The 12314-nt window shown below is 48.0% G+C and carries 10 protein-coding genes; 9 read left to right on the top strand and 1 reads right to left on the bottom strand.

From position 1 onward, the window contains the following. Positions 1-257: 257 nt before the first annotated feature. The gene (locus tag NLZ44_RS03925) at positions 258-950 is read right to left on the bottom strand and encodes a response regulator transcription factor (protein WP_493751917.1); all 693 of its coding nucleotides are present in this window, start codon (positions 948-950) and stop codon (positions 258-260) included. A gap of 90 nt (positions 951-1040) precedes the next feature. Here NLZ44_RS03925 and NLZ44_RS03920 point away from each other — a divergent pair, with 90 nt between their 5' ends. The 9 genes from NLZ44_RS03920 (at position 1041) to NLZ44_RS03880 (ending at position 12152) form a co-directional block, all read left to right on the top strand. Continuing rightward, positions 1041-2060, top strand: a complete 1020-nt coding sequence (locus NLZ44_RS03920) for an ABC transporter ATP-binding protein (protein WP_353912524.1) — start codon at positions 1041-1043, stop codon at positions 2058-2060. A 38-nt stretch (positions 2061-2098) separates the two neighbouring features. Further along, the gene (locus tag NLZ44_RS03915; RefSeq protein WP_493751916.1) at positions 2099-2968 is read left to right on the top strand and encodes an ABC transporter permease; all 870 of its coding nucleotides are present in this window, start codon (positions 2099-2101) and stop codon (positions 2966-2968) included. A gap of 124 nt (positions 2969-3092) precedes the next feature. Continuing rightward, positions 3093-3701 (top strand): IS607 family transposase, encoded by a 609-nt coding sequence (locus NLZ44_RS03910; RefSeq protein ID WP_493752944.1) that lies wholly within the window; start codon positions 3093-3095, stop codon positions 3699-3701. After that, the gene (locus NLZ44_RS03905) at positions 3637-4746 is read left to right on the top strand and encodes an RNA-guided endonuclease InsQ/TnpB family protein (protein WP_493752943.1); all 1110 of its coding nucleotides are present in this window, start codon (positions 3637-3639) and stop codon (positions 4744-4746) included. The genes NLZ44_RS03910 and NLZ44_RS03905 overlap by 65 nt, the downstream gene beginning before the upstream one ends. 70 nt (positions 4747-4816) lie before the next feature. Further along, a complete protein-coding gene (locus NLZ44_RS03900; protein ID WP_006624446.1) occupies positions 4817-5173 on the top strand; it encodes a hypothetical protein in 357 nt (118 codons plus the stop codon). Positions 5174-5743: 570 nt separating this feature from the next. Continuing rightward, positions 5744-6874, top strand: a complete 1131-nt coding sequence (locus NLZ44_RS03895; protein ID WP_493751915.1) for a calcium-binding protein — start codon at positions 5744-5746, stop codon at positions 6872-6874. Between the two features lie 187 nt (positions 6875-7061). Continuing rightward, positions 7062-8297 (top strand): tetratricopeptide repeat protein, encoded by a 1236-nt coding sequence (locus NLZ44_RS03890; protein ID WP_493751914.1) that lies wholly within the window; start codon positions 7062-7064, stop codon positions 8295-8297. A 62-nt stretch (positions 8298-8359) separates the two neighbouring features. After that, on the top strand, positions 8360-11026 hold the full coding sequence (locus NLZ44_RS03885) for a tetratricopeptide repeat protein (protein ID WP_493751913.1): 2667 nt from the start codon (positions 8360-8362) through the stop codon (positions 11024-11026). A gap of 103 nt (positions 11027-11129) precedes the next feature. Then, a complete protein-coding gene (locus tag NLZ44_RS03880; RefSeq protein WP_493751912.1) occupies positions 11130-12152 on the top strand; it encodes a tetratricopeptide repeat protein in 1023 nt (340 codons plus the stop codon). The last annotated feature ends 162 nt before the right edge of the window (positions 12153-12314 follow it).

The raw sequence follows: 12314 nt of genomic DNA, 5'->3' as shown, positions 1-12314 counted from the left end.
TTCTTAATCTACAAAACAGCGATCGCTTTACCATAGCAAAGCTCACATAAAACCCGAAAAAAGGATTTTATGCGTAGGCAATTAGGGGCTAATTTGAGCTTGGACACACCCTTTAATTATCAAACTAAATTGGAAGTGGGATTAATTTTAGGTTAACCCCTAACCTAAACAATCTGAATCGAGCCAAACAGTTATAAACAAGACGATCGCTCCGGATCAATTGTTCGCCCAAAAATTGCAGATGATATCAACCACTGTCAAATTTGACTGGAGGAAGCGGGGGAAGTACATAACCGATAACCCATCCCTCTAACTGTTTCAATGCGATCGCTTCCCAATTTTTTCCGCAGATACCCCACATAAACATCAACGATATTAGAGCCGGGGTCATAATCATAACCCCAAACTTGATCAAGTAACTGTTCTCGACTAAGTACCTGTTCCGGGTGACGCAGAAAAGTCTCCAATAGGAGAAATTCTTTAGCGGAAAGTTGGAGAGTGCGATCGGCCACCTGTACCTCACGAGTGTACAAATTCAAGCAGATATTAGCGGTGGAGAGAGTTTTATCATCATCAGCATTTTTAGAGGGTTGGTTGCGGAGTCTAGCGCGGACTCTAGCCAGCAATTCAGCGAAGCGAAAGGGTTTAGTCACATAATCATCAGCCCCCGCCTCCAGACCCGCCACCTTGTCGCTGAGGTCATCCCTAGCGGTGAGGATGATAATGGGTAAAGTTTCCCCCTGACCGCGCAATTCTTTTAAAATCTGGAAACCGTCGCGGTCAGGAAGTCCCAGGTCTAGGATCAGCAAATCAAAATTATGGCCACACGCCTGATCTAAAACATCTTGTCCACTATTAGCGATCGCAGTAGTAAAACCACTAGCCCGCAGTCCCTTTTCCAAAAAAGCAGCTATCCGGGGTTCATCTTCAGCAATTAAAATCCGGCTCATGGTACAAGGCCTTTAGTTCACTAACTAATACGGGCGACTGTTAAAATGTTGAGTAATGTAAATATGGGCAGCACCTAGCTTAATTGTGACATGACTCCTGCCGTTCTTATCCAAAATCTCCAAAAACGTTACGGCTCAGTAGAAGCCGTGAAAGACATTTCCTTAGAAATTCAGCCTGGGGAAATTTTTGGCTTGCTTGGTCCTAACGGCGCTGGTAAGACCACCACCCTGCGATCGCTGTGTACCTTAATCACTCCCGACGCAGGAAAGTTAGCCGTTTCGGGAATTTCAGTTCTCGAGGAGCCGAAATTAGTGAGACAGCGCCTTGGCTATGTAGCCCAGGAAGTAGCCATTGATAAAGTTCTCACAGGTCGGGAACTGTTGCAACTACAAGCCTCCTTGTACCATATCCCCCGTCCTCGCATCAAAGATCGCATTGAAACTGTGTCCAATTTGCTAGGCTTGGGGGAATGGATTGATCAAAAAACCGGGACTTATTCTGGGGGTATTCGTAAGCGTTTAGATCTCGCTTCTGGACTTCTGCATCAACCTGATGTTTTGGTCCTTGATGAACCGACTGTCGGGTTAGATATTGAAAGTCGGGTGGTAGTGTGGGATTTCCTGCGACAATTGCGAGAACAAGGAATCACAGTTTTGATTACCAGCCATTATTTAGAGGAAATAGATGCTTTAGCCGATCGCGTCTCCATCATTGATAAAGGGGTAGTAATTGCCACCGGAACCCCCTCCGAATTGAAAGACAGAGTAGGAGGCGATCGCATTACCCTGAGAATTCGGGAGTTTTCCCCCTTATCAGAAGCCCAAGCCGCCAAAGCCCTATTAGAGCCGCTTCCCTGTGTCCAAGAGGTAATCATCAATCAGGCTCAGGGAAACTCTCTTAACCTCGTAGTTGCATCCCAAAATAATGCCCTATTTACCATTCAACAAGCCCTTAAAGATGCTGGCTTACCCACCTTTGGGATAGCACAATCTCGCCCTAGTTTAGATGATGTCTATTTAGCGGCGACAGGTCAAACCCTAATGGATGCAGAAATAGCCGCCGTCGCCACTCGCGACCCCAAAGCGGAGAAAAAACGCAATATGCGTTAACTTGTCGAAAATAACCTGTTAATGGAGACTTGCAAACCATGAGTAGTACCAGCATTAATCAGTTATCAACTGCTGAAATTAGACCAGAAAAAACCAATGATATCGCCGATTTTATTCAGGAAACAGCCGCTTTAACCCGTCGTTTATTTATTCAATTACAGCGACGACCATCAACATTAATAGCCGGAGTAATTCAGCCATTAATGTGGTTAATTCTGTTCGGTGCATTATTCCAAAATGCCCCCCAGGGCTTATTTGGAGAAACTGATAATTATGGTCAGTTTTTGGGGGCAGGAGTGATTGTCTTTACCGCTTTTGCGGGGGCTTTAAATGCCGGATTACCCGTAATGTTTGACCGAGAATTTGGGTTCCTTAATCGCCTCCTAGTAGCGCCTTTGGCTTCCCGGTTTTCCATTGTTTTAGCCTCGGCGATTTATATTGTCACCCTCAGCTTGATTCAAACGGCGGCGATTGTCACTGTCGCCGCATTTATCGGGGCGGGATTGCCAGGAATTGCCGGATTAGCAGTAATTGCCCTGGTGGTGTTATTGTTGGTTTTGGGGGTGACGGGTTTAAGTTTAGGTCTGGCTTTTGCCCTCCCTGGTCACATTGAACTAATTGCGGTGATTTTTGTCACTAATTTACCGCTATTATTTGCTAGTACCGCCTTAGCGCCTCTGTCATTTATGCCTCGGTGGTTACAGGTGGTGGCTACCCTGAATCCATTAAGTTATGCGATCGAGCCAATTCGCTATCTTTATACCCATGAGAGTTGGTCTTTCGGTAGCGTGGTCATGGCGGCTCCTTTTGGTAATATAACTTTTGGGGTGGCTTTGGTGGTATTGTTGGCGTTTGCGATCGCCTCCTTATTAATCATTCAACCCCTCTTACGCCGTCGGTTTGCTTAATAGTCTGACCAATGCTTAAATTGCCATACCTCTTCTGTACAGGAGAGGTATGATTTAATCTCAAATTAGGTTAATATTTTAGGGCAATACGGTATAAGAAGCGAGAAGGGTTGAGGATAAACCTATTGCCAGATATGTCAAACCCAAGGAAGCCGCCCAAATCCTTGGAGTCCATGAAAGAACACTCCGCAGATGGGACGAAAATGGCTCAATCGAGACCATCAGAACCCCCGCTGGGCAACGACGATACAACGTTGAGTCATATTCTGATTCCATATCAGGCAGTGACAAACGCAAAGTCGTTATCTATGCCAGAGTTAGTAGCCGCGCCCAGCAGTCCGACCTCAACCGACAGGTGGCCGCACTGTCCAACCTCTACCCCGAAGCAGAAGTCGTCTCAGAAATCGGAGGCGGGCTCAACTTCAAGGGAAAGAAAATGCTGGCCTTACTGGGACAAATCTTGTCAGGAGATGTCCGCATGGTTGTCATTGCCCATAAAGACCGACTGGCAAGGTTTGGATTTGACTTGTTTCGATGGCTCTGCGAACAAAACAGGTGTGAACTCGTGGTTCTCAACGAGACAAGTCTCAGTCCAGAACCAGAAATGGTTGAGGACATCCTCGCCATCCTCCACTGCTTCAGTTCCCGATTATACGGACTGCGTAAATATAAAACTCAGGTCAAAGAAGATCCGGATTTACCCCAGCCTAGAGCTAAATCAAGTCTGGCGTAAATGGTTGGCCGCTTGTCGGTATTGCTACAACCAAGCAATTGCATTATCCCGGAGTGGTAAACGACTAAGCAAGTTAAAGTTACGCAATAAAGTGATGCAGAGTGACTTACCCGAATGGGTCAAAGAAACACCCTGCCACATTCGGCAAAATGCCATCTTTGATGCCTATCTCGCCTTTTCAGCCAGTCCTGGCGCCAGGTTTAGGAGCTGTCGGGATAGTTCTCAAGCCATCAAGTTTAACGATGCTAATTTCTCTTCAGGGAGTTGGTATCCAAGACTCACGAAAGGATTAACTTTCATGGTTTCCGAAGCTATCCCTAAAACTTGTGTTCAAGGGACCCAATTAGTCTTGGCCAAGGGGCGGTGGTTTGCGGTGTTTCCTGAACCTGTGGCCATCACTCCGACTGACGCTACTGGCGTGATTGCATTAGACCCGGGTGTGCGAACTTTCATAACCGGGTTTGATGGCTCTCGGTTTCTGGAATTGGGCTCCGGAGATATTGGACGCATTACTCGGTTATGTCAACATTTGGATGATTTGATGAGCCGAATCGCCAAGGAACCCTGTCGTTCAAGAAGGCGACGGATGAGGCAAGCGGCTCAACGAATGAGAACCAAAATCCGCAATCTAGTTGATGAAGCCCACAAACAAATTGCTCACTACTTGACTCACAACTACAGCATAATTTTTCTGCCGACCTTCGAGACTTCCAACATGGTTACCAAAGCCAAGCGGAAAATCAAATCCAAGACTGCCCGCGCCATGCTGACATGGGCGCATTATCGATTCAAACTAACCCTGAGACATCAAGCCGAGATAACTGGAACCACAGTTGTAGATGTGACGGAAGAATACACCAGCAAAACCTGTACTCACTGTGGTCATGTGCATTCCCAGCTAGGTGGCTCAAAAGTGTTCCGATGTCCTGAGTGTGGGTTCACTCTACCCAGGGACTGGAACGGTGCTTTGGGAATCTTTCTAAAAGCTTTGCGGGATACCGCCTCTGTTACCTTAACGGGTAATAGTGCTATCGTCGCATTGTGAGGCAATAGCCGGATAAATGTCGCGTAAATGTATCAGGTATGATTACAGTAGTTGTTGGAATCTGATAGTCATGATGAAATTAACACCTTTGAAATTTACCCTAGGTTTGAGTATTTCTGCGATCGCTACTTTCGGCTTCGGGTCTGCGGTTCAGGCAGCACCTGAATTAATCGCCCAAGCCACCATTAATCCCCTGCAAGATTTTGATAGTCGTAATAGCACTACCGACTCCTCCAATACCCTTAATCAGCGGACATTGTTTGATATTCTCCACAGTGTCCAGCAAGGTCGGTTTGATATGAATGGGGAATTCATCCAAAATCAACAAAATCAAAATATCCAAGATGCGGCGGCGGAATTTCGCCAAAGACAACGCCAGGCGATCGAACTTCAACCCAGCCTAGAACCCACGGCAGAAGTTGAGTAAAACCTATTGGGGAGGGGTTGTAGAGAATTAATCGCCCTATTTAATGATTAATTTGACCACAGCCTCACCCGATTATATTATACATTAATAAATTATCTGTGATTCATCCATTTTACAAAAACTTCTCATTCTGGCTAAATCCTTTACAGTAGCTTGATGATATCTAGCATTTTTGGGGAGCCTCAAACCACAACTTCCCCTGGAAAAGGGCTTACCATGGGGAACTATGATTTTTCCGCCAAGTGTAACAGTCAAAAATAGACCTGGTATTGATATATCATAAGAATTCAACCGAACTGTCAGGATTATCGGTCAAAGAGCATGAACCAAATGTCATCGCCATATTATTGACAATAGCTAATGTAGCTGTTACATTTGTTTTGTGATATGAAAACCCGAAGAGCATGATTTGCCTCTCTAGTTTGCATGAGCGTAAATGGCTGATTCATGTTTCTATTATGGAGACTTGCACCGCCACATAATAGGGTGATTGAGCAATCTAGTGGTTGCTTATGTGATTGATTTTTAATTTTTTGACCACAACCGTGTATCTACCAGGAATGAATTACCATGACCGCCGAATTAATACCTAACCCCACACAGCCCGAAAGTAGCAGGCCCAACCCGAATGCGATCGATGGTGGCTTAATCATCGAAGGGTTTATGAACCAGGAGAACCGCCTCATAGGTACCGGAGGTAGTGATTTGATCGCTGGTGGGGACCTGAATGATGTGATATATGGGGGGGACGGGGGCAATAATACCCTATCTGGAGGTGCGGGAGATGACATCATTTACGGAGGTAAGGGAGATGACCTAATTTATGGTGGTCAGGGAAATGACATCATCTACGGCGGGGAAGGTAAGAATACAATCTCCGCTGGAGAAGGGAATAACACCCTATTGGGAGGTGCGGGAGATGACCTCGTTTATGGTGGTAAGGATGATGACATCATTTATGGGGGTAAGGGCAGTGACACAGTCTATGCTGGAGAAGGCAATAATCTGCTGTTTAGTAACCTGGGAGATGACCTCGTGTATGGTGGTCAGGGAAATGACATCATCTATGGAGGTCAGGGAGATGACATCATCCACGGCGGGGAAGGCAATAATACCCTGTTGGGAGATAAGGGTAATGACCTAATTTATGGTGGCACTGGTAACGATACTATTTACGGTGTCGAAGGTAATAACACCATACTTGGTGGACCTGGAAATAACCTGATTTTTGGTGGTAAGGGTGATGATGTTATCCATAGCGGTAAAGGGGATAACACCGTTTATGGTGGTCAGGGGAACGATCGCATTTTTGCCGAGAAAGGTAATGACCTTCTGACCGGGGGTAAAGGATCTGATACCTTTAGCTTAGTTTCTAGTGACCCCGATAAGGAATCCTTCAGCATTCAAGAGTTGTTTGGACTCGACACCATCACAGATTTTACTGTGGGTGAAGATCGCATCCAATTAGATGCGGATATTTTTGATGCCTTGGGAGGGGCGGAAAACCTCGCTGATAGTGAGTTTACCACAATTGCCAACTTTGATCCGACTAATCCCACCAATACCGGAGGGGCTAACCTAGTTTATAATTCCACCAGTGGCGTTTTGTACTACATTGACGGCAATGGACAAGCCATTCCGATTCTGCATTTAGGAGAAGGGTTAGATGACCTCGACTCTGACAGCTTCGATTTAATCTAGTGGCTGGCTAGGTGCTAGGTGGAGATATTTTTCTTAACTGAAATTACCATATTTTTAGCAATGTATTAAGATTTATGAAATTTTGCCGGATAATAGTGGGGGTAGTTTAGGCTACATACGGGGCGGTGAATTTAAGTGATTATTAATTGTAAAAAAAGTAACGATGTATACAGACAAAAAACGATGAATGATGATGGTTAGTAACCAGTCAACAAACCAAGTATCTCCAGCGGCTAAGTCCCTAGCCGAGCGAGGTTTATGGTGTCAGCAGCAGAAAGATTATGGGAAGGCGGTAGATTGGTATAAAAGGGCGTTAGAGGTTTATTTGCCGTGGCCGGAGGTACATTATAATCTTGGGATTTGTTTAGAAAAATTGGGAGATGTAGAGGAGGCGATCGCCTGTTACCGTCAAGCGATAATCCACAAGCCGAACTACACCAACGCCTATTATAACTTAGGGTTAATCCTACAACAGTCAGGGCGAGAAATCGAAGCGATCGCCGCCTATCAAAGCGCGATTTATCTGGAACCAGAAACCCCCATGCCTTATAGTAATTTAGGGGGTATTTTAGTAGGAAGAGGGGAATATAAAACCGCCTTAGAGATTCTCGGAGCCGCCCTCAAAAAGTGGCCGCAGACAGCCAGCCTCCATAATAACCTCGGTCGATCGCTATTAGGAAAACAGGATGGGGATAGGGCGATCGCCGCCTTTTTAAAAGCCGTACAACTGCAACCGGACAGTGCCATAATTCAACATAACCTAGGGAAAGCCCTGCAACAACAGGGAAGCCATATAGCCGCCCTAGAGTGCTTCCAAAAAGTGTTAAGCCTAGCGCCAGAATTTCCGGGTATCCATAGTGATTTAGCCTGGTCTCTGATGGAATTAGCAGATTTTCCAGAAGCGATCGCCCATTTAAAAGAAGCCATTAAAGGGCAGGAATTCCTGTTAACCGCCTATATAACCCAAAGTGAAAACCAAAGCGTTGACGGCAGTTTAGGAGAAGCCCAAAAAGCCTGCGCCCAGCTACTACAAGCACTCAACCAAAACGATATATCCGTGAGTGTGATCAAACTAGCCCAAACCTACTTTCACTTAGGTCAAGCCTTAGCAGAATACCAGAACTTTGGAGCGGCCGAACAATACTATCAAAAAACCCTGAAACTGCAACCAGACTTCACCGCCGCCCATTTAGCTTGGGGAGACATTCTGAGGGAACAGGGTCGTATCAAAGAAGCCCAAAAACATTATAACCAGAGTTTAGAACTATTAACCGCCGAACCGGAAACCAACCCACCCCTATCTCAACCCATTCCCGACCTACCAGAGTTACCCCCGGCTGACCCCGACCTACCAGCCTGTCAGGGATTAGACTGCCATCCTTGCCTAAAGCCGATTATAGAAAACTTTCCCCCCAACAGGTAGGCAGCCATCAATACAAATTGAAACCCCCAGCGCCCTTACCTTTATCGAACATCACCGGAAACGTGACCATTTTACCCCAGGGGCGGGCGATTGTTGATCCGCGTCGCAATTGGTGGAAAGTCTGTAACGCCACCGCCATAATTAACGCGGAAGGGGAGATGCTGCCGCCATTTTCCCGATTTTATCCTACCCCCTTACCAGGTTGCCGTAACCATGACCCTCGCCGCCACCCAATTTTTGCCAAGGATGGACTCACAGAAGCAGAGGCGATCGCCGGAACTGTTGCGGTAGTATCAGGAATATCGGGTAGTGTTTACTTTCACTGGATGGTTGACGTACTGCCGCGATTAGAAATTTTGCGACAGGCTGGCTACAATTGGCAGGATATCGATCGCATTGTAGTGAACAGTATCCGTCACCCCTTCCAACGAGAAACCCTGCAACGGTTAGGTATACCAGAATCCCAAATAGTCGAAAGCGACATTCACCCCCATATCCAAGCAGATCAGCTTTTAGTTCCGGATTTTGCCGGACCCGTAGGCTATCCACCACCGTGGGTGTTAGCTTGGCATCGTCGGACTTGGCTACAGGAGGAAACCGTAGGGGTTAACCTTAACTCAGAGGGCTTTCTGGAACTCTCTGACCCACAGAAATCTAAATTAGGTGATGAAAAACCACCAAAGCTCATCTATATCAGCCGTCATAGCGCCAAATATCGGCGGTTGTTAAACGAAGAGGCGATCGCCTCCCTATTGCAGCAGCGGGGATTTACCACCATCAACCCCGAAACCCTATCTGTAGCCCAACAGGCTCAAGTATTTTCCCAGGCGAAAGTCATTGTCGCATCCCACGGTAGCGGGTTAACCAATTTAATTTTCTGTCAGCCTGGAAGCACCATCATTGAACTCATGTCTCCCCACTACATTCGGCCTTACTTTTGGGGGTTAAGTCGGCAAGTGGGACTCCATCACTACTACATCACCGGAGAAGCCTTAGACTGCTATCCCCTCCGACAACTGATGTATCCTACTGCCTTAACAGAAGATATCTGGATTAACCCAGAGACCTTGCTAGAGTTGCTAGATTCTATACTCGCCACCGATACAGCCAGCCTCCCGACTTCTAGCCAGAAAAATGATCTCACCCAGCCCTCAATGTCTAAGGTTACTATGATCAATTTTCCCAATTTAAGCGAAACCGCCCTAGCCGCCGGGTTTCAGAAACAAGCTGAATTTCATCTCCAAGGGGGTGACATTGATGCAGCCATAGCCGCTTGTGAACAGGCGCTTCACCATGACCCTAATTCTGCCATCACCTGTCAGTTGTTGGGTAAAGTTTGGCAACAGCGGGGCGATGAATATTGGTCAAGATATTGGTATCAAAGGGCGCAGGCTCTTGGTTATAGGGAATCTGTGGTTGAGAGGAAAGACCCCCCCCAACCGGAAAGCCCAAGTCAGGGGAAACCAGAGATTCCTCAAGCCCCAGAGGAGCCACCATCGGATATGGTGGCACAGGTAGAAGCGAATTTGCAGGAAAAACAATTTCAGCAGGCTTTGAGTCTGTGTCAGCAGGCTCTGGCATTAGACCCGGAGGCGGCGAATATTTACCCCCTGTTGGGTAAGGCTTTGTTGGGGTTGAAACGATTATCGGAGGCGGTGGCTGCTTTTGAGAAGGCGGTGCAGTTGAACCCCGCAGATGCCACAATTCACACGAATTTGGGAAGTCTCTATGCTCAAATGCAACGCTGGGAACAGGCGGTAAAATGCTATGAAAGGGCGATCGCTCTCCAACCGAACTTGGTAGCGGCTCATCGGAATTTGGGTAAAGTATGGCAGAAGTTGGGACAACCTCAGCAAGCCCTTAGTTGTCGATATCAGGCTTTGATTTGGCAGCCAGACCAGGGGGAAGTCTCGGAGTTTTTGGCGGTGGGTAATAGCCTTTTACAAGGTGGCAGACTCCAGGAGGCTGAGGTGTGTTATCGCCAGGTGGTCAGGCGATCGCCCCACGATTCCCAAGCCTATCACAATTTGGGGGAGGTTCTCTCGGCTCAAGGTTTGTGGTCCCAAGCGGAAGCCGCCTATCGGCGCGCGGTGGAGTTGCAACCGGACTCTTTTGAATCTCGCAATAGTTTGGGACAAGCCCTGGTGGCTCAAGAAAAGTGGGATGATGCGATCGCCTGTTATGGTCGCGCCCTGGAACAAAATCCCCGCCTGTTGATGGCTTTGGAAAATTTGTCTAAGGCTTTACGCCATAGTAACAAGACCTTACCTCCTAGTCAGGCGCGTTGGTTAAGTTTGATTGCTGGGCGACAAATACCCGAAGAGTTGCCACCGCCAGGGGGTGGGGCTTTTGCGCCGCCAGATGTAGATGTAGCCTTGGAAAGGGCCACGGAGTTATATCAGCAAAAACGCTATCAGGCTTGCGTCCAGCAGTGTCAGCAGGTGGTGCAGTGGCGACCGAGGGAAGCCAGAGCATATAGTCTCTGGGGGAAGGCTCTGGTGGGTTTGGCGGCTTATGGTAAGGCGCTACGCTGCTATCGACAGGCGATCGCTTTGGAACCGAAAAATGGCCTATGGCATCAGGAGTTAGGGGAATTGTGTCTGCAACAGCGACGCTACCCAGAGGCGATCGTCAGTTTACAGGAAGCTGTCAAATTAAAACCCCATCCCCGCATTTATCGCAGTCTAGCCAGCGCCTGGGGAGCCTTGGGTAAAGAAGGGGCGGGTTGACAAGGCTGGCTGGTCGGAAGCATGGCTGACCGTGGAACCCGCCCCTACAGGACTGTTTGTTTGAAGCTATCCAGGCGAAACCGGAACTGGCTTCCTTGGGGGAATGTTTGGTTGGGATAGGGGGTTATGGCGTAGGGGGCAGAAAACTCAGGCGATCGCTTGTTATCAGGTGGCTGTTACTACCCACCCCCACAGTGCTAAGGCTCATCAACAGTTAGCCGAAGCCCTCTATCATTTAGGGCGACAGGGAGAGGCGATGACCTATTATCGTCGCGCATTTGAGTTAGCCGAACGTCGGGAACCTACACCCCCCCGACAAGTTCAGCCACAACGACCTTGGTGGGAGCGTTTTCCCGGTTTCGGTTGGCTGAGAGGGAACCGCAGAAGGCTTCCTATAGGGGAAGATTATCAATCTCCGTTACCTACTTCCCACCACCAGATTTTACCCTCTCCACCCGTCGCGGTTTTGCCCCCGGTGCAATCTGTGAGTTCCCCGACAGCAGACACCCAGAAACCTCCTCAGCGGCGGGTAGAAGAACCTGTAACCCCCCCAAATCACATCCCTATGGGGGGGGTGGCTTCTGCATCACCACCCGGTCAACGAGGCTGGGAAGAGGCGATCGCTGCAGCCACAGGGGAAAATTGGCAGGGCTGTGTTGATATTTGTCGCCACCTGCTCGAGAGGGAACCGGAACGCCTGGAGGTGTTGCAGCTATTAGCCCAGGCTCTGGAAGCCTTGGAGCAATGGTCTGATGCCGCTGGGGTCTACCAAAAAGCGGTGGCTTTGGCTCCTGAACATGGGGAAATGTGGGTGCATTTGGGGGATGTTTATGTGGTTATGCAGGCTTGGGAGCAGGCGATCGGCGCTTATCAAAAGGCAGTGGCTCTGGCTCCCGATTTGGTCTCAGTTTGGGAGGTGTTGGGCGACCTGGAGTCGGAACGAGAAAATTGGTCCGAGGCGGCGGAAATTTATCGCCGGGTGCTGGAGTTGAATCCCAACAGTTGGGAGGTTTATCATAAGTTGGGTGATGCTCTCCAGGAGTTGGGTCGCATTGATGAGGCGATCGAAGCCTTCCGGCGGGCCACGGAGTGCGCCCCAGAGGGGGAGGGGGAGGATCATACATAAGGAGGGGGTATATATGGGTGGTAATTAACCAGGAAAATCTACAGGCATCAATTGTGAGTTATGGATAGAATATATAATTTTGGATAAATGATAACCAAGTACCTGTCACAAATCTATGGGCTGGCTTTTTTACAAATTTAAAAATACTTTGAATAAACTAAC

This window comes from Arthrospira sp. PCC 9901 (assembly GCF_059013425.1).
The sequence above is the reverse complement of the archived record's forward strand: the minus strand, read 5'-3'. Positions and strand labels throughout refer to the sequence as shown.

Coding starts and splice junctions, on each gene's coding strand:
- NLZ44_RS03925 (WP_493751917.1), bottom strand. CDS start 950: ATGAGCCGGATTTTAATTGCTGAAGATGAACCCCGGATAGCTGCTTTT.
- NLZ44_RS03900 (WP_006624446.1), top strand. CDS start 4,817: ATGATGAAATTAACACCTTTGAAATTTACCCTAGGTTTGAGTATTTCT.
- NLZ44_RS03890 (WP_493751914.1), top strand. CDS start 7,062: ATGATGATGGTTAGTAACCAGTCAACAAACCAAGTATCTCCAGCGGCT.
- NLZ44_RS03880 (WP_493751912.1), top strand. CDS start 11,130: ATGTTTGGTTGGGATAGGGGGTTATGGCGTAGGGGGCAGAAAACTCAG.
- NLZ44_RS03895 (WP_493751915.1), top strand. CDS start 5,744: ATGACCGCCGAATTAATACCTAACCCCACACAGCCCGAAAGTAGCAGG.
- NLZ44_RS03920 (WP_353912524.1), top strand. CDS start 1,041: ATGACTCCTGCCGTTCTTATCCAAAATCTCCAAAAACGTTACGGCTCA.
- NLZ44_RS03915 (WP_493751916.1), top strand. CDS start 2,099: ATGAGTAGTACCAGCATTAATCAGTTATCAACTGCTGAAATTAGACCA.